We start from the raw sequence: 24,906 nt of genomic DNA, 5'->3' as shown, positions 1-24,906 counted from the left end.
CGGAGAGAATATGGAAACTTCGGATTATTTTTCCCGGCTAAAATCACAACTGGCCGATTTTACTTTTACCAATGGCGAGGGGCTGACTGTTTCTCGTCTGGGTATCTCGATTACCCTGTTTTTTAAACAGGGCTACACCCAGGAGAAAAAACAGCATATTCTGGCCTGTTATCGCCGTTTTCGCGAAGAGTTCGGTGCTCATCTGCGTTTTCACCGTCATGAGCTGAAAGGGCTAAAAAAATATTCACCGGAAAATATTACCAAAGTGGAAGAAGGCATTCTTAATCAGAAAAAAAACCAACCTTGTGGTTGGGTGGTCAGTGATGCTAAAAATGAAGATGAGGCACCTCATTACCTGATGCGTTATCTGGATTCCGATGAAGCTAATGGTGATAACAGTAGTTCATACCTCAGTCTAGTGTTGCCTTGGGATTATCTAAAGGAACAAGAGGGCATGGCTCGCTTTATGGACTGGCTGAATTTTCTGTGTGAACAGCTTGAGCCTGACAGTGGGGATTGTGGTTACTGTCTGGTCTTACCCAACGACTTCTACGATTACTTTCCTTTAGAGTACCAACTAGCGCAACGTTACTCTGCATTACAAGTTAATTCTGCGGTGCATACAGCCAAATTACAGTATGAACATTCCGTCCGTGGCGTTAACTGGATCACCCTGCTATCCAAACGCTTTGTCAACCGTCTAGGTGGGGAAATTTGGATACGTAAAACGCTGGCACGCTACCCGGATGTGGTGATTAGTCCCTACCGGGATGGTCTGATTATCCGGGCCGGTCAATACCCGGACTTGACACCACTGCCGGGCAGCGTGCCGGAGAGTTATTTTGCCATTAACCAGCTGATACGTCCGATACGGGTGATCCCCCGTGAAGGTCATTCTCTTCACTTTTATGGTGCCGGTCATTTTGATGAGACTTCCACCCTGGCCTGGTATGCCCGCTACGACCGTGGCCCTCTGCATGTGACCCCTTTGAAGGGAGGCCATCCGGCTCTTGTCAGCGGATTCTGGCGAACCGACAGCATCCCTGACAAGCAGTATTTCTTTGCTCAGGGCGCGATGGCTTTTGATATTCAGGGCGCGGAGTCGGGCACAACAATCTGGCATTTAATACGAGAAGCGGAAAATATAACGGAGTAAATAATGCGAAGTGTAGTGGAAAGAAAAAAAATTATCCTTAAAGGTGATACCACAACAACCGGCGGAAATGTTCTTAATGGTTCCGGTTTGGTAAATCAACAATTGGAGGTTGCCCGTAAAGGTGACCCGGTATTTTGTCCCGCCTGTAAACAAACTGGCGCTATTGCGGAAGGCTCCAACTTATTCAATATACAGGGAATACCCGTCGCACTGGAGGGACACCTTGTTAAGTGTGGTTGCCAGACTGGAGCTTGTCGATTAAAGGTCCGGTCATAAATATCAAACTCCAGGGCCCTTAATTGAAATACCCACAAAACTAAGGCAGGTTTTAAGCTGTGATTAACATTCATTTTTTTAACTGATAATGTTAATCGGTATAAAGTTTTAACCGTTTTTTTACCCCTTTTAACGCCTGCTTTTTATTAAGTTTAATCATCATTGGCTTATCATGTTTTACGTCTAACGAATACTCATCATACCCACTGTTTATCTTTACTGACGCTGTCTTACCCGCAGTTTTAATAAGTCATCCCCCTTTGTTTTTTCTTCATAAATCAGCAAATAAATAACCTGATAATATAAAAACACCTCTTTCTGTTTTTCCGATAATCACCTCCTGTTTCAGAACTTAAATCCTGCCAGATTAACCGTTTTATCCCTTTTTTATTGCATTATCTTTAGGGTTTTATTCATAAAATAACCGGTGAGAAAGCACTTAAATACCCGTCTATTCGGATAATATTTTTTACGCATGGATTTCTTTTCAGCTCTCTTTTAACGGTTAATAATTTTCGATTAAAAGCCATTAACTCTTCTTTTGAAAATTTGTATTTACTGAATTAAATCAGCCCTTGATATAAAAATTTTAATCTTTCTATATTCGTGCTTTTAAATGATTATGGCATACACTTAAGATTGTTGAAAAAGTGTCATTTTCTTTATCCGGCATTCTGTTTTAATCAGAAAAAATAGGTAAAAACTTTAATCATCAAAGGTAAAAAATATTGATTAACGCTTTTTAAAAGCGAGTGAAAAATTCAATATTATACTAATCCAGAAAGAGAAAACATCATGAAAAACGGATTTTAAATTGATTAATAAGGTGACAGAGTTAACCAAATAACAAAACATGAAATTAGATTAAAACAATTAACAGGATTAACCGCATAGTAAAAAATAGCATTTGGCAATATTAAAAATGATTAAAAAAATGAGCTTTGATTTTAATACCATTGGTATATCTATTACCCTCTCTGGTTTTAAACCTGAAAAATCAAATACAGGAAAAACGAGAAAACCTGAATATCAATTTAACAAAACGGCGGAATTTTCCCCCTAAATTCTCTGAAAGTGAAGCGAACGTTTAAGATTAGAGGGAAGATGGATAGAATACCGCTTCAAAATGGATAACCTACATTTGAATAGCAGGTTATCCTCCAGCTGCCACAGCAGGGCACTTAGCCTTTCCAGCGGGAATTGCGGATCACGTGGCAGATATTGAGGGGAACAAGTCCGGGCTCTTTATCCTGTCTGACATCCGTATTGAAGTTACCTAACCAACGCAATCGCCGTCCAGACTTTATCAATATCGGCCTGAGCGAAGTGCTGAACTTTGGCGCAGTTCAGTTTACGGTAAGGTGTTGGCAATCTCTATACAGGTTTGAATTGGAAGCCACATTTCAAGGCGAGAATGATCGCTGGGATCAGCCGGTAAAAAGTCATACTGTTGATAAAAGGGAACGACTTGTGCGGACATAGGATCGACAAATAGCCCAATGGCCGAAATTTGTTGTGCAACCAATGCCGTTCGATATATAGCATCAATCAATAACCGCTCACCTAAACCTTGTCCTTGTTGTGAATGATCCACCGCAAGACGGGCTAATTTTACAGCACTGAGTGGGTGGGGATAGTTTTTGTAATCTTTGTGAGCAGGTGGCGTTGTCACAGAATATCCGGTGAGGGTGTGATAACCCATGATTGTCGCAGGCGCAGAATCCCGGCAGGCCACATAAGTTTTTGATATGTGCTTTACGGTTTTCTGCCGGGCTTGTTGTTGTAGAAACTGATTCAATTCAGCTATGCCGCAATCAAAAGTTTTGCGGTTATGTTGCTGAGTTACCTCTTCAATGATTATTGACATTCACCGTTTCCTTGTAGTGCTTCGCTGCTTTGAGCAACTTATTATTTGCTTTTGGCGGATTTTCTAAAGCTGCAAACAATGCATCAGCACCTGCCATTGAGAGGTGTAATGTTTCGGTCCGTTCAATCACATTACGTGCTTTCTCCATCGCTGATTCGATAAGGAATTGTGAAATGGTTGTACCGGAGTAATCAGCTGCCCTTTGTATGATTTCTTGAATCTCTGTAGAGATTCGTGCAACCAAACGGGCTTCTTTACGTTCTGCATGAGAAGTCATTATTTCACCTAAGTTTTCAGGTCTTATAGATAGAAAGAACGGAAGCGGTGTGCTTCACCTTCTTTGGTAAAGATCGCTGTTATTGCGATCAGGTGCCATTATGGCATATCAATAATTAACGTCAACATGTGTGCCTTTTAGACATACATCTATAATCACGTGAGCTTTTTTAAGTTCAATTTTATTGATTCAGGGTACAGCCTGTAAGCAAACAGTATCACAAATAAATTTGACATTAATGGTAATAGTTTTTTCATGAAATTATACCGAACTAACAGAATTAATAGATATATATTCCTAATATTATAATAAGCTCGTTTTTTATATTCATATTTATCAGGCTAAAGTACTGGCCATTTATAAATATTAGCTGAAAAGCTGGCGTTTTATGTCACCCATTATGTTATCAATGGAAATCAGATATATATTTGGATAAGTAATTAGTTATGTTATTTTTTTATTTTGATATTGTTTATTTAAGGTATTAAATCCAATGAATTTTCATATTCATAATATTTTTATATTATTAAAAAGGAATATATACGAAATTAGTATTTATTTGAAATTGTTTCATTCCGGTGTTAAATGTAATTAGCGTTTACATTAGTTGTGTAATTTGATTATTATAAAATAAGATGTAGTGAAGTCAGTTTACGTTTTATATGGGAAAATATACATGGATTTGTTGTAAGATTATGATAAATAATGTTTTTGTTTTTTTTCTTGTTCCTTGGTTGTTGGAGGTTATTGATATTTATAAACACCTAATTTTATCTGAAATAATTTCAATCGGATATTAATACTAAATGGACAAAATACAGCAAGGATTTAGCGCTCATGCCAGTAGATATATTCAATAGATCCATTTTTATTTAGTTGTGGAATTCAGCGTCGGTTAATAAAAAATTGCCGTAGATCAAAGACGCTTATCTAAAAAACAGGAAGAAAATGGAATGCCTTATTTCGGTTCATTTGATGAACCATTTATTCCGTTATCAGGAAAATTATCGTTGCAAAATTGTTAATTATGCGGATGTAACCGGGCTATTACATCCAACAGCTGAGGGAAAATATTGCTGGAGTATCTTTTGATGCCAGGTATGCCCGTTGTTATTTTTCTGAAAAATAAAAGAAAAACATTTGTGATGGTTGCTGGGAATAACCGTTTTCAAATATCCAATAGATTCGTTGAGGTAGTAAGCAGATGAAAGACAGTATTACCAGAAAGGAAAATACCCTTGAAGCGGGGTTGTTGCTGGAAACCTGGAACGCTACAGAAACCCCATATCCTGACCATTTATGTATCCATCAGTTGTTTGAACAACAGGCAGAGAAAACCCCGGCTGCCGCAGCGTTAATCGCGGGGGATAAAACCCTGAGCTACGCCGAACTGAATGCCCGCGCTAACCGGCTGGCCTGTCAACTGATTGAACAGGGTGTGTACCCGGATGACCACGTGGCGATTCTGTTAGAACGCTCGGTTGAACTGGTAGTGGCTCAGTTGGCTATCCTTAAGACCGGTGCGATTTATGTCCCTGTCGATCCCAACGTACCGAATGAGCGGAAAAGCTGGCTGATAAACGATTGTGCCGCCAAATTACTGCTGACTGATATGCAGACCGAGATCCCGGTTGACTTAGTTGTTCCGCGGCTCCGCCTTACCCCCGAGACAGAACCAATCCAGGAAGAGGAGCATCACAATCTTGATTTATTGGGTGCCAGCGCTGGACCGGCGTATATCATGTATACCTCCGGTTCGACGGGGACACCAAAAGGGGTCATCGTGCCTCACCGGGCTGTCGTTCGGCTGGTTATCAATAATGGCTATGCTGAAATCGAACCCAATGACCGGATTGCCTTCGCCACTAACCCGGCTTTCGATGCCAGCACCTTCGAAGTTTGGGCGCCGTTGCTCAACGGTGCTGCGCTGGTGGTTATTGATCATACTACGTTGCTGACGCCGCGGGATTTTGTCCAGGCATTACAGGCGCATCGTATTACGGTCCTGTGGATGAGTGTCGGGCTGTTTAACCGGCTGGCGGCGGAGCTATCCCCGGTGCTGCCTCAACTTAAAATGCTGCTGGTCGGGGGAGATGTCCTCGATCCGCATGTCATTGCTCAAGTGCTGCGTAAGAACCCGCCACAAAAGTTATTGAATGCCTACGGCCCGAGTGAGGGAACCACGTTTACCACGACCTACCGTATTGACGCGTTAACATCGGGGACGGCTTCTATTCCTATTGGCCGACCCATTGCCAACACCCGGCTTTATTTGCTGGATACTGACGGTCAGCCGGTATCATTGGGGATGACCGGTGAGATTTATGTCGGGGGTGACGGCGTGGCCTGTGGTTATCTCAATCGCCCTGAACTGACCGCTGAACGCTTTCTCACCGATCCATTCAGCGATAAACCGAATGCGCGTATGTACCGAACCGGAGATTTGGCCCGCTACCTGCCGGACGGCAATCTGGCATTCCTGGGCCGTAACGATCAGCAGGTGAAAATCCGCGGTTTCCGGATTGAACCGGGGGAAATTGAGGCCCGGCTGGTGGAATATCCGGCGATACGTGAAGCCGTGGTGTTGGCGTTAGGGGAGGGGCAGGATAAACAACTGGTTGCCTATGTGCTGACCCAAGAGAATGACGGATTGGCCGCTCGCTTGCGTGAACATCTGAGTGCGCGGTTGCCGGATTATATGGTCCCGGTGGCCTTTGTGCGTCTGGATGAATTCCCATTGACGTCGAATGGTAAATTGGATCGCCGGGCGTTGCCGGCACCGGGGGAGGACGCTTTCGCCCGTCAGGTTTATGCAACGCCGCTAGGAGAGATGGAGATTGTTCTGGCGACTCTTTGGAGCGAATTACTGGGTATTGAGCGAATTAGCCGGCATGACAGCTTCTTTGCACTGGGCGGTCATTCTCTGCTCGGTGTACGGATGATTGAACGTCTGCGCAGTTTGGGATTGACACTGGCCGCCCGTAACCTGTTCCAGAGCCCGGTACTGTCAGAACTGGCCCAGACATTAGAGCAACATCAGGCTATAGTGGTGCCGCCCAATATCATCACATTAGCGACCACGGCGTTGACGCCGGAGATGTTGCCGCTGATTGATCTGACTCAACCTGAAATTGACCACATTGTTGAACAGGTGCCGGGCGGGATTGCTAATGTTCAGGATATCTACGCCCTGTCGCCGTTGCAGGACGGTATCTTGTTCCATCATCTGCTGGCGAAGGAAGGTGACCCCTATCTGCTGGCCTATCCGATGATTTTTGCTGACCGGGCGCTGCTGGATCGCTATCTGGCGGCGATGCAACAGGTGGTTGATCGCCATGATATCTTGCGGACCGCATTTATCTGGCAGGAATTATCTGCACCGGCGCAGGTGGTCTGGCGTCAGGCGCCTTTATCGGTCACTGAACTGACCCTGGATCCGGCTGACGGGCCGGTTGGCGAGCAATTGGCTCACCGTTTTGACCCGCGTCAGTATCGTTTTGATCTGAGTCAGGCCCCATTGTTGCGCTTTGTGGTGGCGCAGGAAACCGATGGCCGTTGGCACGTGTTGCAATTACAGCATCACTTGATTGGCGACCATACGACGATGGAAGTGATGCATCGAGAAGTGCAGGTCTGTCTTGCCGGACAGGATGACAACTTGCCGGCACCGGCGCCTTTCCGCAATCTGGTGGCGCAAGCCCGGCTGGATATCAATCAGGCAGAGCATACCCGCTTTTTTACCGACATGCTGGCTGACGTGGATGAACCGACATTGCCGTTTGGCCTGACCGAGGTGCATCGTGATGGTTCGCAGGTCACACAATCGCACCGGATATTATCGCCGGCGTTAAACGACCGCCTTCGTCAGCAGGCAAAACGTCTGGGCGTTAGTGTAGCAACATTGTGTCATTTGGCGTGGGCGCAGGTGTTGTCGCAGACCAGCGGTCAGGAAAAAGTGGTGTTTGGCACGGTGCTGTTTGGGCGCATGGCGGCGGGAGAAGGGGCTGACAGCGGCATGGGGCTGTTTATCAATACTTTGCCGCTGCGGCTGGATATGGATGATACGCCGGTGCATGACAGTGTACGGTTGGCACAGTCCCGGCTGGCTGGATTGCTGGATTATGAACATGCTTCACTGGCGCTGGCCCAGCGTTGCAGTGGGGTAGCGGGCGGCACGCCACTGTTTAGTGCCTTGTTGAACTACCGGCATAATGAGCAGCCGCTGATCCCACATGAGGCTGTACCGGGTATCGAATTCCTGGGTGAACAGGAGCGGACCAACTATCCGTTTGTGCTGTCGGTAGAGGACGGGGGTTCTACTCTGGGGCTGACTGCGCAGGTAGTACAGCCGTTTGAGCCGGATCGGGTATGCGGTTATATGCAACAGGCGCTGGCAAGTCTGGCAGAAGCGCTGGAGCGGGTGCCGGAAACGCCGGTACGGGCACTGAATATTTTGCCTGAAACGGAACGCGCGTTATTGCTGGAAACCTGGAATGCGACTGAAACACCGTATCCTGAGCAGTTATGCATTCATCAGTTGATTGAACAACAGGTAGAAAAAACGCCTGACGCCACCGCGTTGGTGTATGAAGGACAGACCCTGAGCTATGCCGAATTGAATGCTGATGCTAACCGGCTGGCCCATCAATTGATTGCATTGGGAATCACGCCGGATCAGCGGGTGGCAGTCTGCATGGCAAGCTCACCGGCGCGGGTGGTGGGGTTATTGGCGGTGCTGAAAGCCGGTGGCGCCTATGTGCCGCTGGACCCGGTTTATCCGGGGGAACGTCTGGCGCATATCCTGAATGATGCGGCTCCCTCAATAGTATTGGCTGATGAGACCGGACGGCTAGCGTTGGGCGAGGAGGCGCTGGCCGGGCTGACTCTGCTTGATCCGAATACCTTGCCCGATCAACCGGACAGCAACCCGCAAGTCCCGGCGTTGACTTCCCGTCATCTGGCCTATGTGATTTACACCTCCGGCTCTACCGGCGTGCCCAAAGGGGTGATGGTTGAACATCGGGGGGTGGTCAATCTTATTCGGGATAAAATTGTCCAGTTTGGTATTCATTCCGGTAACCGGGTGTTGCAGTTTGCTTCATTTGGTTTCGATGCCAGTGTCTGGGAAACCATGATGGCACTGACTGGTGGAGCGGGTTTGGCTATTCCGGTCGACACGGTTCGTCAGGATCCGCACCGCCTCTGGCATTATCTGGAAGAACAGGCAGTGACGCACGCTTGTTTGACTCCGGCCCTGCTGCGGGATGGGGCTGATTTACCCGCGCTGACGATAAAGCCGACTGTGATACTGGGCGGTGAAGCGCCCAGCCCGGCGCTGCTCCAGACATTGAGCCGTCAGGCCACGCTGTTCAATGCCTATGGCCCGACAGAAATTACCGTGTGTGCCACTCACTGGCGTTGTCCGTCAAACTATACCGATGCGTTGGTGCCTATTGGGCGTCCGACGGCGAATACCCGGATTTATCTGCTGGATGACTACGGGCAGCCAGTGCCATTGGGGGCCGTGGGGGAGTTGTATATTGGTGGTGCCGGTGTGACGCGCGGCTATCTCAATCGCCCTGAGCTGACTGCCGAACGTTTCCTGACGGATCCGTTTAGTGATGACGTTGATGCCCGGATGTATCGCACCGGGGATTTGGCCCGTTACCTGCCGGATGGCAATCTGGTGTTTGTCGGTCGTAATGACCAGCAGGTTAAAATCCGTGGATTCCGGATTGAGCCGGGTGAAATCGAAGCCCGGCTGACAGAATACTCTGCGGTGCGCGAAGCGTGGGTGCTGGCGCGGGGTGATGGGCGGGACAAACGTCTGGTCGCCTATGTCGTGGCGGAAAAAGATAGCGGATTAGCTGCCCGTTTGCGTGAACATCTGAGTGCTATTTTACCTGACTATATGGTACCGGCGGCCTTTGTGCGTCTGGATGCCTTCCCGCTGACGCCAAACGGCAAGCTGGATCGGCAGGCGTTGCCGGTGCCGGATCAGAATGCCTTTGCCCGTCAGGTTTACCAAGCGCCGCAAGGGGAAATTGAGACTGCGCTCGCCACTATCTGGAGTGAATTGCTGGAGGTTGAGCAGATTAGCCGGCACGACAGCTTCTTTGCGCTGGGTGGTCACTCGTTGCTCGCTGTGCGGATGATTGAACACTTGCGGCGTAGGGGGCTGGGCGTATCGGTCCAAACGCTATTCGAACATCCGACACTCAGTGTTTTGGCCCAGTCTCTGGCGCAACATTGTGAAATCAGGGTACCTGACAACCGCATTACACCGGATACTATTGCGCTGACGCCAGAAATGTTGCCGTTGATTGAGCTGACTCAGCCTGAGATTGACCGCATAGTTGAACAAGTTCCGGGCGGGATTGCCAACATTCAGGATATCTATGCCCTGTCACCGCTACAGGATGGCATTTTATTCCACCATTTGCTGGCAAACGAAGGCGATCCTTATCTGCTGATAATCCAACAGGCTTTTGCGGATCGGTCTTTGTTGGACCGTTATCTGGCCGCGGTTCAACAGGTGGTCGACCGCCATGATATTTTGCGTACCGCGTTTATCTGGAAGGGATTATCAACTCCGGCTCAGGTGGTTTGTCGTCAGGTTCCCTTATTTATCACAGAATTGACACTCAATCCGACTGACGGATCGATCAGTGACCAACTGGCCCAACGCTTTGATCCACGCCGGTATCGTATTGACCTGAGTCAGGCGCCGTTGTTGCGCTTTGTCATTGCTCAGGATACTGATGGCCGCTGGATCCTGCTGCAACTGTTGCATCACCTGATTGGCGACCATACCACGCTGGAAGTGATGAACAGCGAAGTGCAGGCCTATCTTACCGGACGGGGAGACAACTTGCCGGCTTCGACACCTTTCCGTCATCTGGTGGCGCAGGCCCGGTTGGGCACCGGCCAGTCAGAACATACCCGTTTCTTTACCGATATGCTGGCGGCGGTGGATGAGCCGACGTTGCCGTTCGGCTTGACGGAAGTTCACCATGACGGCTCGCAGGTGACGGAATCGCACAGAATGCTGACGCCTGCACTGAATAACCGTCTGCGTAATCAAGCCCGGCGTTTGGGTGTCAGTTTGGCGGCGCTGTGTCATTTGGCCTGGGCGCAGGTGTTGTCACGTACCAGCGGACAGGAGAAAGTGGTATTTGGCACGGTGTTGTTTGGGCGTATGCAATCAGGAGAAGGGGCTGACAGCGGCATGGGACTGTTTATCAATACCCTGCCGTTGCGGTTGGATATGGATGAAACCCCGGTGTGGGAGAGTGTACGGGCCGTGCATACCCGGCTGGCGGAATTGCTGGCGCATGAACATGCGTCACTGGCACTGGCTCAACGTTGCAGTGGGGTAGCCCGTGGGACACCGCTGTTCAATGCGCTGCTGAATTACCGGCATAATACCCAGCCGGTCACGCCGGGTGAAATCATCAGCGGAATTGAATTCCTTGGCGCGCAGGAGCGGACCAACTACCCGTTTGTGTTGTCGGTAGAGGACGGTGGATCTACTTTGGGATTAACGGCTCAGGTGGTGCAGCCGTTTGAATCAGAACGGGTATGCGGTTATATGCAACAGGCGCTGGAAAGTCTGGCAGAAGCGCTTGAGCAGCGGCCTGAGACACCGGTACGGTTGCTGAATATTTTGCCGGAAGCAGAGAAGCAGTTGTTGCTGGCAACCTGGAACGCGACCCAGACGCCGTATCCTGACCAGTGTTGTATTCACCGGTTGTTTGAACAGCAGGCAGAAAAGACGCCTGACGCGATAGCGCTGGTATACGGCGAACATATCTTTAGCTATGTGGAATTAAATGCCCGTGCCAACCGGTTGGCTCACTGGTTAATTGAACAGGGGATCCAGTCGGATGATCGGGTTGCGGTACTGCTGGAACGCTCTGCTGAACTGGTGGTGGCTCAGTTGGCTATCCTCAAGGCTGGGGCCGTTTATGTGCCGATCGATCCCCGTGTGCCGGATGAACGGAAACATTGGTTGATAAACGACTGTTCAGCCAAATTGTTGCTGACGGATATCCCGGTTGACCTGGCGATTCCCCTGTTTTGTCTTGTTGATGAAATGGGTGCTATCAGGGAAGAAGATCACCGTAATCCTGACTTACCCCGCTCCAGTACTGAGCTGGCTTACATTATGTATACCTCCGGCTCGACCGGCATACCCAAAGGGGTGATGGTGCCGCATTGTGCCGTGGTTCGGCTGGTCATCAATACTGGGTACGCCGAAATCGGGCCGGATGATCGGGTTTCCTTTACCGCTAATCCGGCTTTTGATGCCAGCATGTTTGAAGTCTGGGCGCCATTGCTGAATGGCGGTGCGCTGGTGGTGATTGATTACGAGACTGTGCTGACACCACACAAGTTAGTACAGGTTTTACAAGTACATCACGTCACGGTGCTGTGGCTGACTATCGGGTTGTTTAACCGACTGGCGGCAGAATTATCCCCGGTTCTTCCGCAGATTAAAATCCTGATTTTCGGGGGAGATATCCCTGATCTGCATGTGATTGCTCAGGTTCTGGATAATCATCCGCCACAACAATTATTGCAGGCTTACGGGCCGAGCGAGGGCACCACGTTTACTACGATGTATCCTATTACGGCGTTACCGCAGGGCGTGACAAGGATCCCGATTGGTCGACCGATAGCCAATACACGGGTTTATCTGTTAGATACAGCGGGTCAACCGGTGCCGTTGGGGGCGGCAGGGGAGATATATATTGGTGGGGATGGGGTGGCTTGTGGTTACCTTAATCGCCCTGAATTGACCGCGGAACGTTTTCTTGCTGACCCGTTTAGCGGTGAACCCGGTGCGCGCATGTACCGAACCGGGGATTTGGCGCGTTACTTACCGGATGGCAATCTGGAGTTCCTGGGCCGTAATGACCAGCAAGTGAAGATCCGCGGTTTCCGCATTGAGCCGGGGGAAATTGAAGCCCGATTGATGGAACACCCCGTAGTGCATGAAGCGGTTGTGCTGGTACTGGGCGACGGTCAGGACAAGCGATTGGTGGCTTATGTGGTGGCAGAAGCGGATGAGGCGTTGGTTAACCATCTGCGTACTTATCTGAGTGCGATTTTGCCGGATTATATGGTACCGGCGGCCTTTGTGCGTCTGGATATCTTCCCATTGACCTCGAACGGCAAACTGGATCGCCGGGCATTACCGGCACCGGAGGAGGAAGCGTTTGCGCGTCAGGTTTATGAAGCGCCGCAGGGGGAAACAGAAACCACCCTGGCCGCTATCTGGCGTGAATTACTGGGTGTTGAGCGGATTAGCCGGTATGACAACTTTTTCGCTTTGGGCGGCCATTCGTTATTGGCGGTGCGGATGATGAACCGGATAGCGGCTTTGGGGATTGAATTACCGCTGTCCACGCTGTTTAAATTCCCTGCTTTGATGGCCTTTGCTGAAGCGATACGTGCCCGGTTCATCAAACCGGGCAGGATATTGCCCGCGATTGTTCCGCTATCCCGTGAGGGCCAATTGCCGTTGTCATTCGCTCAACAACGTCTGTGGTTCCTGGCTCAGTTTGACGGGGTGAGTGATACCTATCATATTCCGTTGGCCCTGCGTTTACATGGTCAGCTGGATATTGTGGCCTGGCAGCAGGCACTGAATACGCTGTTTGCCCGCCATGAAGCGTTGCGCTCTGTTTTTGTTGCTGTTGACGGTCAGCCGCAGGTGGAATTGTTACCGGCGGAATCGGGCCTGCCGATGAAAAAATATGATCTGCGTGACGCGCCTGATGTGGATGCCCAGCTTGCGTTTCTCTCTGCTCAGGAAGTTGAGGCTTCGTTTGATCTTGCCCGTGGCCCATTAATTCGTTCCAGTCTGGTCCAACTGGCGGATGATGATCACGTTTTCTTACTGACTCAGCATCATATTGTTTCCGATGGCTGGTCTTTAGGGATACTGAAATCAGAACTGGAGGCGCTTTATGCCGCTTGCTTGAACCAGCAGCCGGATCCGTTGCTTCCGTTGGTGATTCAATATCCTGATTACGCCGCCTGGCAACGTCAATGGTTGTCGGCGGAACGCATACAGTCTCAATCCGACTATTGGCGCACGAAGCTGGCTGACGCACCGGTACTGTTGGATTTGCCTACTGACCGGCCACGTCCGCCTCAGCAGTCGTTTGCCGGGAGTATCTGGCCCGTCAGTCTGGATGTGGAATTAACCCAGTCCCTTAAACGTTTAAGTGAGCAGCAGGGCGTTACGTTATTTATGACGCTGTTGGCGGCTTGGGCGACGGTTTTATCGCGCCTGTCAGGTCAGGAAGATCTGATTATCGGTACGCCGAGTGCAGGTCGCAGTCGGCAGGAAGTGGAATCCCTGATTGGCTTCTTTGTGAATACGCTGGCGTTGCGCATGGATTTATCCGATGCACCGAATATGGCTGAATTGCTTGCGCGTGTGCGGCAAACTGCGTTGGCGGCGCAGGAGCATCAGGATCTGCCGTTTGAACAGGTGGTTGAGATCGTACAACCGCCCCGCAGACCGGAGCATACCCCGCTATTTCAAGTGATGTTCGCCTGGCAGGAGAGTGACACAGAAGAGTGGCAACTGCCGGGATTAGCGGTGACGCCAGTCGTACAGGGATACGATATCGCTAAATTCGATCTGCAACTGGAATTGACGGAAAAGGCAGGCGAGGTTGTTGGGGAACTGAATTATTCTTCTGCCCTGTTCGACCCTGAAACGATTGAAAGACAGGTCGGCTATTTGCTGGCCCTATTGCGGGCGATGGTGAACCATCCTCAACAATCAGTCACGACCATGGATATTTTGTCATCCACTGAGCGGACATTATTGCTGGAAACCTGGAACGCGACTGAAACACCGTATCCTGAGCAGTTATGCATTCATCAGTTGATTGAACAACAGGTAGAAAAAACGCCTGACGCCACCGCGTTGGTGTATGAAGGACAGACCCTGAGCTATGCCGAATTGAATGCTGATGCTAACCGGCTGGCCCATCAATTGATTGCATTGGGAATCGCGCCGGATCAGCGGGTGGCAGTCTGCATGGCAAGCTCACCGGCGCGGGTGGTGGGGTTATTGGCGGTGCTGAAAGCCGGTGGCGCCTATGTGCCGCTGGACCCGGTTTATCCGGGGGAACGTCTGGCGCATATCCTGAATGATGCGGCTCCCTCAATAGTATTGGCTGATGAGACCGGACGGCTAGCGTTGGGCGAGGAGGCGCTGGCCGGGCTGACTCTGCTTGATCCGAATACCTTGCCCGATCAACCGGACAGCAACCCGCAAGTCCCGGCGTTGACTTCCCGTCATCTGGCCTATGTGATTTACACCTCCGGCTCTACCGGCGTGCCCAAAGGGGTGATGGTTGAACATCGGGGGGTGGTCAATCTTATTCGGGATAAAATTGTCCAGTTTGGTATTCATTCCGGTAACCGGGTGTTGCAGTTCGCTTCATTTGGTTTCGATGCCAGTGTCTGGGAAACCATGATGGCACTGACTGGTGGAGCGGGTTTGGCTATTCCGGTCGACACGGTTCGTCAGGATCCGCACCGCCTCTGGCATTATCTGGAAGAACAGGCAGTGACGCACGCTTGTTTGACTCCGGCCCTGCTGCGGGATGGGGCTGATTTACCCGCGCTGACGATAAAGCCGACTGTGATACTGGGCGGTGAAGCGCCCAGCCCGGCGCTGCTCCAGACATTGAGCCGTCAGGCCACGCTGTTCAATGCCTATGGCCCGACAGAAATTACCGTGTGTGCCACTCACTGGCGTTGTCCGTCAAACTATACCGATGCGTTGGTGCCTATTGGGCGTCCGACGGCGAATACCCGGATTTATCTGCTGGATGACTACGGGCAGCCAGTGCCATTGGGGGCCGTGGGGGAGTTGTATATTGGTGGTGCCGGTGTGACGCGCGGCTATCTCAATCGCCCTGAGCTGACTGCCGAACGTTTCCTGACGGATCCGTTTAGTGATGACGTTGATGCCCGGATGTATCGCACCGGGGATTTGGCCCGTTACCTGCCGGATGGCAATCTGGTGTTTGTCGGTCGTAATGACCAGCAGGTTAAAATCCGCGGTTTCCGTATTGAGCCGGGGGAAATCGAGGCGCATCTGACCGAACATCCGGCGGTGAGTGAAGCGTGGGTACTGGCGTTGGGTGACGGTCAGGATAAGCGTTTAGTTGCCTATGTAGTGGCAAATAATGTAGTGGCAGAAGCGGATAATGGGCTGGCCGCCAGCCTGCGTGAACATCTGAGTGCTATTTTACCTGACTATATGGTACCGGCGGCCTTTGTGCGTCTGGATGCCTTCCCGCTGACGCCAAACGGCAAGCTGGATCGGCAGGCGTTGCCGGTGCCGGATCAGAATGCCTTTGCCCGCAAGGTTTACCAAGCGCCGCAAGGGGAAATTGAGACTGCGCTTGCCACTATCTGGAGTGAATTGCTGGAGGTTGAGCAGATTAGCCGGCACGACAGCTTCTTTGCGCTGGGTGGTCACTCGTTGCTCGCTGTGCGGATGATTGAACACTTGCGGCGTAGGGGGCTGGGCGTATCGGTCCAAACGCTATTCGAACATCCGACACTCAGTGTTTTGGCCCAGTCTCTGGCGCAACATTGTGAAATCAGGGTACCTGACAACCGCATTACACCGGATACTATTGCGCTGACGCCAGAAATGTTGCCGTTGATTGAGCTGACTCAGCCTGAGATTGACCGCATAGTTGAACAAGTTCCGGGCGGGATTGCCAACATTCAGGATATCTATGCCCTGTCACCGCTACAGGATGGCATTTTATTCCACCATTTGCTGGCAAACGAAGGCGATCCTTATCTGCTGATAATCCAACAGGCTTTTGCGGATCGGTCTTTGTTGGACCGTTATCTGGCCGCGGTTCAACAGGTGGTCGACCGCCATGATATTTTGCGTACCGCGTTTATCTGGAAGGGATTATCAACTCCGGCTCAGGTGGTTTGTCGTCAGGTTCCCTTATTTATCACAGAATTGACACTCAATCCGACTGACGGATCGATCAGTGACCAACTGGCCCAACGCTTTGATCCACGCCGGCATCGTATTGACCTGAGTCAGGCGCCGTTGTTGCGCTTTGTCATTGCTCAGGATACTGATGGCCGCTGGATCCTGCTGCAACTGTTGCATCACCTGATTGGCGACCATACCACGCTGGAAGTGATGAACAGCGAAGTGCAGGCCTATCTTACCGGACGGGGAGACAACTTGCCGGCTTCGACACCTTTCCGTCATCTGGTGGCGCAGGCCCGGTTGGGCACCGGCCAGTCAGAACATACCCGTTTCTTTACCGATATGCTGGCGGCGGTGGATGAGCCGACGTTGCCGTTCGGCTTGACGGAAGTTCACCATGACGGCTCGCAGGTGACGGAATCGCACAGAATGCTGACGCCTGCACTGAATAACCGTCTGCGTAATCAAGCCCGGCGTTTGGGTGTCAGTTTGGCGGCGCTGTGTCATTTGGCCTGGGCGCAGGTGTTATCGCGTACCAGTGGTCAGAAGCAAGTGGTATTTGGCACGGTGTTGTTTGGGCGTATGCAGGCTGGCGAGGGCGCCGACAATGGCATGGGACTGTTTATTAATACCCTGCCGTTGCGGTTGGATATGGATGAAACCCCGGTGCGGGAGAGTGTACGGGCCGCGCATACCCGACTGGCGGAATTGCTGGCGCATGAACATGCGTCACTGGCACTGGCTCAACGTTGCAGTGGAGTAGCCCGTGGGACACCGCTGTTCAATGCGCTGCTGAATTACCGGCATAATACCCAGCCGGTCATGCCGGATGAAATCATCAGCGGAATTGAATTCCTTGGCGCGCAGGAGCGGACCAACTACCCGTTTGTGTTGTCGGTAGAGGATGGAGGTTCCGATTTGGGGCTGACTGCTCAGGTAGTACAACCATTTGATCCGGAAAGAATATGCGGTTATATGCAGCAAGCGCTGGAAAGTCTGGCAGAGGCGCTTGAACAGGCGCCGGAAACACCGGTACAGATGTTGGAAATCCTGCCGGAAACGGAGTGCACATTGTTGCTGAAAACCTGGAATGCGACTGAAACATCCTATCCTGACCAACTGTGCATTCATCAACTGTTTGAACAACAGGTGGAGAATGCCCCGGACGCCACCGCGTTAGTATATGAAAACCAATCCTTTAGCTATGCGGAATTGAATACCCGTGCTAACCGGCTGGCGCATCAGCTGATCGCACTGGGTGTTGCGCCGGATCAACGGGTGGCGATTTGTGTGGCAAGTTCACCGGCGCGGATAGTGGGGCTGTTGGCAATCTTGAAAGCCGGTGGCGCCTACGTGCCGCTGGATCCTGCTTATCCGGGTGAGCGCCTGATTCATATTTTGACCGATGCTGCCCCGGCTATTTTGTTGGCAGATAATACCGGACGTTCAGCATTAAATGAGCAAATGCTTGCACAACAAATTGTTCTTGATCCGAATTCATTGCCTGATCAGCCAGATAACAACCCACAAGTCGCTGCATTGACCTCCCGTCATCTGGCTTATGTAATTTATACCTCCGGCTCGACCGGTACGCCGAAAGGGGTGATGATTGAACATCAGAGTGTGGTTAACCTGACGGTGGAACAAATTGCCCAGTTTGATGTTGGTGTAACTAGCCGGATGTTGCAGTTTGCTTCATTTGGCTTTGATGCCAGCGTCTGGGAAATCATGATGGCATTGTGTGGTGGTGCCGCCCTGGATATTCCTGCCGACACGGTTCGTCAGGATCCGCTCCGCCTTTGGCATTATCTGGAAGAACAGGCGGTGACTCACGCCTGCCTGACACCGGCTCTGCTGCGGGATGGTGCCGATTTACCGGAAATAACCATAAGACCAACATTGATACTGGGCGGTGAAGCGCCCAGTGCGGCGCTGCTTCAGGCACTGCGTGGCCGGGCCACGCTGTTCAATGCTTATGGCCCAACGGAAATCACGGTTTGTGCGACTGTCTGGCACTGTCCGTCAGACTATATCAATGGTGTAATTTCTATCGGGCGCCCAACAGCCAACACGCGTATTTATTTGCTGGACGCCCATGGTCAGCCGGTACCGTTGGGAGCGGTGGGTGAATTGTATATCGGGGGTGTGGGGGTAGCGCGTGGCTATCTTAACCGTCCGGAGTTGACGACAGAACGTTTCCTTATTGATTCGTTTAGTGAGGCAGTCGATGCACGCATGTATCGAACCGGGGATTTAGCCCGTTATCTGCCGGACGGCAACCTGGTGTTTGCTGGCCGTAATGATCAGCAGGTTAAAATCCGCGGCTTCCGCATTGAGCCGGGGGAAATTGAAGCACGGTTAACGGAACATCCTGCGGTAAGTGAAGCGCTGGTACTGGCACGGGATGCTGGGCAGGATAAACGTTTGGTTGCCTATGTGGTGGCCGAGCCAAATAATGGACTGGTGGCGGACTTGCGTGAATATCTGAGTGCCATTTTGCCCGATTATATGGTACCGGCGGCTTTTGTGCGTCTGGATACTTTCCCGTTGACACCCAACGGAAAACTGGATCGCCGGGCGTTACCGGTGCCGGGGGAGGAAGCGTTTGCCCGGCAGGTTTACGCCGCGCCTCAAGGGGAGATGGAAATCACCTTGGCGGCGATTTGGCGTGAATTACTGGGCGTTGAACGGATTAGCCGCTATGACAACTTTTTCGCCCTGGGCGGCCATTCGCTGTTGGTGGTGCGGATGATGAACCGGATAGCGGCTTTAGGGATTGAATTACCGCTGACCACGCTATTTAAATCGCCTTCTTTGATCGCTTTTGCTGAGGTGATGCGTGCCCGGTTTGGTGAGCAGAGCAGCAGATTACCGGCCATTATGCCAATATCCCGTGAGGATAAACTGCCGCTGTCATTCGCTCAACAGCGTCTGTGGTTTCTGGCTCAGTTTGACAGGATGGGGGATACCTATCATATTCCGGTGGCCCTGCGTTTGCGTGGTCAACTGGATATTGGAGTCTGGCAGCAGGCGCTTGATGTGCTTTTTGCCCGTCATGAAGCGTTGCGCTCGATCTTTGTTGCTGTTGACGGTCAGCCTCAGGTGGAATTGTTACCAGCGGAGTCGGGCCTGCCGATGAAAAAATACGATCTGCGTGATGCGCCGGATGCGGATGCCCAGCTTGCGTCTCTCTCTGCTCAGGAAGCTGAGACAGCGTTTGATCTTGCCTGTGGCCCATTAATTCGTTCTAGTCTGGTGCAGCTGGCTAATGATGATCACGTTTTCTTGCTGACCCAGCACCATATTGTTTTCGATGGCTGGTCTGTTAGCGTATTAATGCATGAATTGAGCACCCTTTACACCGCTTTCCTGACGGGGCAGCCGGATCCGTTGCCGCCGTTGGCGATTCAGTACCCTGATTACGCTGCCTGGCAACGTCAGTGGCTGTCAGCTGAACGCATACAGTCCCAATCTGACTATTGGCGCACCAAGCTGGCTGACGCGCCGGTTCTGCTGGATTTGCCTACTGACCGGCCACGTCCGCCTGAGCAGTTATTTGCTGGGAATATCTTGCCCATCAGTCTGGATGCGCAGTTAACCCAATCCCTTAAACATCTGAGTGAGCAGCAGGGCGTCACGTTATTTATGACCCTGTTGGCGGCTTGGGCGACGGTTCTGTCGCGTCTGTCAGGTCAGGAAGATTTGGTTATCGGTACACCGAGTGCAGGTCGTAGTCGGCAGGAAGTGGAATCCTTGATCGGTTTCTTTGTCAATACGCTGGCCTTGCGGATGGATTTATCGGGTGCGCCGAATGTGGTCGAATTGCTTGCGCGTACACGGCAAACTGCGCTGGCGGCGCAGGAGCATCAGGATCTGCCGTTTGAACAGGTGGTGGAAATCGTGCAACCGCCGCGCAGACTGGCATATACCCCGCTGTTTCAGGTGATGTTTGCCTGGCAGAATAACGAGGCTCCAGAATGGGCGTTGCCGGGGCTGGCCGTGTCACCCGTTGAGCAAACTTTTGATGTGGTTAAGTTCGATCTTGAGCTGAATTTGTCTGAGGTGGATGGCCGGATTGTTGGTTATCTGAATTATGCCACCGCCTTGTTTGATCAACCCACGATTGAGCGGCATCTGGAATATCTCCATACCGTACTGCGGGAAATAGTGGCTAACCCTCAACAGTCGGTTGGGAAAATCGATATTTTGGCTGTGGGGGAGCGCAAGCTATTGCTGGAAACCTGGAACGCGACTGAAACAGAGTATGCTGATCAATGTTGCATTCACCAGCTGTTTGAACAGCAGGCAGAGAAAACCCCTGATGCGATAGCATTAATGTATGAAGAGCACATCCTCAGCTACGCCGAATTAAATGCCCGCGCTAACCGGCTGGCCCATCAACTCATTGAACTGGGCATAGAACCAGATCAACGGGTAGTGATTTGTATGACGCGTTCACCATCAAGGGTGGTAGGGATATTGGCTGTGCTGAAAGCGGGTGGCGCCTATGTGCCGCTGGATCCAGCTTACCCCGGCGAGCGTTTGACCTATATGTTGAGGGACTCAGCCTCATCAGTGATATTGGCAGATCATGCTGGATGTCTCGCTTTGGGTGAAGAAGCGCTTGCACAATTAACCGTAATTGATCCAAATACCTGTCTTGATCAGCCGGACAATAACTTACAAATTCCTATACTAACTTCGCGGCATTTGGCATATGTAATTTACACCTCCGGCTCGACCGGTACGCCGAAAGGGGTGATGATTGAACATCAGAGTGTGGTTAACCTGACGATGGAACAAATTGCCCAGTTTGATGTTGGTGTAACTAGCCGAATGTTGCAGTTTGCCTCATTTGGCTTTGATGCCAGCGTCTGGGAAATCATGATAGCGTTGAGCAGTGGGGCTACACTGATTATTCCGACTGAAACCATCCGGCAAGATCCGCTCCGTCTCTGGCATTACTTGGAAGAACAGAGGGTGACGCACGCTTGCATGACACCGGCCATGTTTCACGATGGCGCAGGGTTGCCAGCGATAGCCATAAAACCCACATTAATATTCGCAGGAGAAGCGCCGGCTACCGCCTTGTTTCAGACATTGTGTGGCCGGGCCGATTTGTTCAACGCTTATGGCCCGACGGAAATCACCGTTTGCGCCACCACCTGGAATTGCCCATCAGACTATACAGGGGGATTAATTCCCATCGGTAGCCCGACAGTGAACAAACGTGTCTATCTGTTGGACAAACACGGTCAGCCGGTGCCGCTGGGGGCGGTAGGTGAGTTATATATTGGTGGTGTTGGAGTGGCCCGCGGCTATCTCAATCGCCCTGAGCTGACTGCCGAACGTTTCCTGCCGGATCCGTTTAGTGATGACGTTGATGCCCGGATGTATCGCACCGAGGATTTAGCCCGTTACCTGCCGGACGGCAATCTGGTGTTTGTCGGTCGTAATGACCAGCAGGTTAAAATCCGCGGTTTCCGTATTGAGCCGGGGGAAATCGAGGCGCATCTGACCGAACATCCGGCGGTGAGTGAAGCGTTGGTGCTGGCGTTGGGTGATGGTCAGGATAAGCGTTTAGTTGCCTATGTAGTGGCAAAAACGGATAACGGACTGGCCGCCACCCTGCGTGAACATCTGAGTGATATTTTACCTGACTATATGGTACCGGCGGCTTTTGTGCGTCTGGATACCTTTCCGCTGACTCCGAACGGTAAATTGGATCGGCAGGCGTTGCCGGTGCCGGATCAGAATGCCTTTGCCCGCAAGGTTTATCAAGCGCCGCAAGGGGAAATTGAGACTGCGCTCGCTACTATCTGGAGTGAATTGCTGGAGGTTGAGCAAATAGGCCGGTATGACAATTTCTTTGCGTTGGGTGGACACTCGTTGCTTGCTATGCGGATGATAAACCTTGCCGCAGGCCGTGGTTTGATGTGTACATTGAATAACCTATTCCAATTCCCTGTGCTGGCTGAATTGGTATCAAAAATCACATTAGATCCACTGTCTCAGCCACAAAGCAGTGCGATACCTGTGCGGCCATCCGGAATGGAGCCACCGCTATTCTTTGTGCCCAGCGGTATGGATGATTACTCCTATATCTTTGGATTAGCTCAACATATTCAGTCTGACTATCCGATTTATGCATTGCCCTGGCCGTCCATCAATGAAGAGCCGGTATCGACTATTGAAGCGTTGGCCGCCAAAATGATCACCTTTATGAAAGCGGTTCAACCGGAAGGCCGATACCGGATCTACGGTTACTCTTCTGGTGGTGTACTGGCTTATGCCATTGCCCAGCAACTTTTAAACGCTGGTGAGACCGTCGATTTCCTGGGTTTGATTGATACGCCAGCCCCTCACTGCTTCAAGCATCTGGTTATTCAACTAAAATTCCAGTTTCTTATTGAACTGGCAAGACAGTCGGGCGGGGAACATGAAGAGGAGATTGCGGTATTGCATCAGAGAATCGATAAACTGAATTTGGTGCAATTTATTGCCGCGGCGCAGGAACTGGAATTATACCCGGCAAATCTGCGTCCTGACTTGATCGCAAAACGTTGGGAACAGATGGGAAATTATATGCAAATGGTCAAAGAATATGAGCCACAAGTCTTGGCGATAACGCTCCATCAGTTCTATGCGATGGAATCTTATCCGCAGATCCCTTTCGTGACGGAAGCCACATTGCCCTCCTTGAGTATGGAACCGTCGTTAGGCTGGAAGCAGGTCGTGCCTGATTCTTCGCTCCAGCTAACATCTGTACCGGGCGACCACTTTAGCCTGATGGAGGATAGTGAAAATAAAACTATTTTGGCTAAAACCTTAAGCATGGCGTTGGCAATGAATTGTGAAGCGGAGGCGGTGTAATGTCAGTGATATTGCAGGAATAGCAAGCAATTATTGACGACGGATGTTGTCCGGTTAAAGGTATTTATAATGGGCAAGGATGCCCGCACCTTAATAGCAATACCCCTTGTCGTTACGCATAACAAAAAAGCGACATAACGCCGCTTTTTTGTTTGTAGTGCATTTACCAAATTATTTTTAATTCACACTAGTGGCCAATTCAACATTACCACGCAGTCATTGTAATTATCCTTGGTACCGTTTTCAGCACCGATAGTTGCTATTCCTGGTTTTCCGTCAAGTATGTTATCGAAATAACAGAGTTTGCAGGGTTTGCCATCTCCTGTAATTTCAATACAGACTTTACCTGTACCTGATGTGTAGGCTTTAGTCGCCGTCAGATTATTTTCTCCTTTACCGGTTAATGTGTCTACCAGGAGATCGTCAATATATACCTTTACCGTTTGCTGAATGTTCGTATTATTATAGGCTATCAAGCCAAACCGAATACTTTGAGGTAATTGGAAACAGTGTTTACCGGTGTCATTGGTACCGCATGTTCCGCCACAGCCTCCATTATTATTGCCACGTTTACTACCTAATAAATCTGTATTAACAGATACCGCTGCTTGAATTTTGTGGAAAGAGACACCCGGCCAACCGGATCGGGTGAGTCGAGGTCCACCATCAATAGCATTCAATTTCGTATTGTATCTAATATAATTACTGTCTTTGAAAAAGTAGATAAACTGGCTGGCAATGCTTTTCCATAAAACAACAGCATCCAAATTCGCGTTGAATGCAGCGTACTTACCGGTAGTTCCCCATCTGGCAGAGATAGTTTTCTTATTAATTTTGTGTGAACTGACAGTGTAATCGATACAATCATATCCTTTGAAGAAACAAACAATATCTTGTTTTGTATCGACCCATTCTATAGCTGCATCTATCCCATTTTCAAATTCAGTACCTTTCAATCCAGGCCATCCCTCTACAATGGGTTTTGGTCCATCACTTACTTGTGCTTTCGCTATATCGAATTTAAGATATTGTGAACCTTTAAAAAAATATAGAGAACCATTTAAATTGACGATATCGTCGATCTGTCTTTGGAATTCAACAGGAAGGTTAGGCCAGTCGTTACTGATAGATTGAGGATAACCAGTGTATGCTTTATGTAACTGATCATTATATTTAATATTTTCTGAGTTAAGAAATAGATAGGTATCTGTATTCATTTATTATATATCCTTCATGGTAATTATATTATAACATATTTTTTTTAATTTAAGTGGATTAAAAGTAGTGTTGAAAAATTTCCTTTAATTATGGAATTTCATTATATTCTTAGTTCTCCAAGATGATTTTAATTATTGGAGATTAATGTCATGAGTAGGTTGCAATCAAGGTTATATATTAACAATTCATTTATTAATTTAATTGTTTTGATTTTTTGAAAAAATAAAAATACATGCTAA

General features: G+C 50.1%; 6 protein-coding genes. 3 read left to right on the top strand and 3 right to left on the bottom strand.

Translation table 11 applies throughout. The features are described 5' to 3' along the window. The first annotated feature begins 10 nt into the window (after positions 1-10). Together VY86_RS01030 and VY86_RS01025 are read left to right on the top strand one after the other, a co-directional pair. Positions 11-1,156 (top strand): DUF3396 domain-containing protein, encoded by a 1,146-nt coding sequence (locus VY86_RS01030; protein WP_046973617.1) that lies wholly within the window; start codon positions 11-13, stop codon positions 1,154-1,156. Between the two features lie 3 nt (positions 1,157-1,159). Next, on the top strand, positions 1,160-1,432 hold the full coding sequence (locus VY86_RS01025; protein ID WP_046973616.1) for a PAAR domain-containing protein: 273 nt from the start codon (positions 1,160-1,162) through the stop codon (positions 1,430-1,432). Between the two features lie 1,351 nt (positions 1,433-2,783). Here VY86_RS01025 and VY86_RS01020 read toward each other — a convergent pair. Both VY86_RS01020 and VY86_RS01015 read right to left on the bottom strand, forming a co-directional pair. Next, positions 2,784-3,299, bottom strand: coding sequence for a GNAT family N-acetyltransferase (locus tag VY86_RS01020; RefSeq protein ID WP_046973615.1), 516 nt, complete (start codon positions 3,297-3,299; stop codon positions 2,784-2,786). Next, positions 3,283-3,576 carry a type II toxin-antitoxin system TacA family antitoxin gene (locus tag VY86_RS01015; RefSeq protein WP_036836775.1) on the bottom strand — a complete coding sequence of 98 codons (294 nt, stop codon included), beginning with the start codon at positions 3,574-3,576 and terminating at the stop codon, positions 3,283-3,285. Before VY86_RS01015 ends, VY86_RS01020 begins: the two co-directional genes overlap by 17 nt. A gap of 1,249 nt (positions 3,577-4,825) precedes the next feature. Between VY86_RS01015 and VY86_RS01010 the strand changes: the two genes are divergently transcribed. Further along, the gene (locus VY86_RS01010) at positions 4,826-23,449 is read left to right on the top strand and encodes a non-ribosomal peptide synthase/polyketide synthase (protein WP_476641832.1); all 18,624 of its coding nucleotides are present in this window, start codon (positions 4,826-4,828) and stop codon (positions 23,447-23,449) included. Between the two features lie 182 nt (positions 23,450-23,631). Here the strand turns inward: VY86_RS01010 and VY86_RS01005 are convergent, their stop codons facing one another. Next, positions 23,632-24,666, bottom strand: a complete 1,035-nt coding sequence (locus VY86_RS01005) for a fucose-binding lectin II (protein WP_046973614.1) — start codon at positions 24,664-24,666, stop codon at positions 23,632-23,634. Positions 24,667-24,906: the final 240 nt, after the last annotated feature.

The sequence above is a fragment of the Photorhabdus thracensis genome (assembly GCF_001010285.1).
GTDB classification, from domain to species: Bacteria; Pseudomonadota; Gammaproteobacteria; order Enterobacterales; family Enterobacteriaceae; genus Photorhabdus; species Photorhabdus temperata.
Note: the sequence above shows the minus strand (reverse complement) of the source record. Positions and strands in the feature narration are given on the sequence as shown.

Excerpts from the sequence above, each read along its gene's own strand:
- VY86_RS01030 (WP_046973617.1), top strand. The coding sequence starts at position 11 with ATGGAAACTTCGGATTATTTTTCCCGGCTAAAATCACAACTGGCCGAT.
- VY86_RS01025 (WP_046973616.1), top strand. The coding sequence starts at position 1,160 with ATGCGAAGTGTAGTGGAAAGAAAAAAAATTATCCTTAAAGGTGATACC.
- VY86_RS01020 (WP_046973615.1), bottom strand. The coding sequence starts at position 3,299 with ATGTCAATAATCATTGAAGAGGTAACTCAGCAACATAACCGCAAAACT.
- VY86_RS01015 (WP_036836775.1), bottom strand. The coding sequence starts at position 3,576 with ATGACTTCTCATGCAGAACGTAAAGAAGCCCGTTTGGTTGCACGAATC.
- VY86_RS01005 (WP_046973614.1), bottom strand. The coding sequence starts at position 24,666 with ATGAATACAGATACCTATCTATTTCTTAACTCAGAAAATATTAAATAT.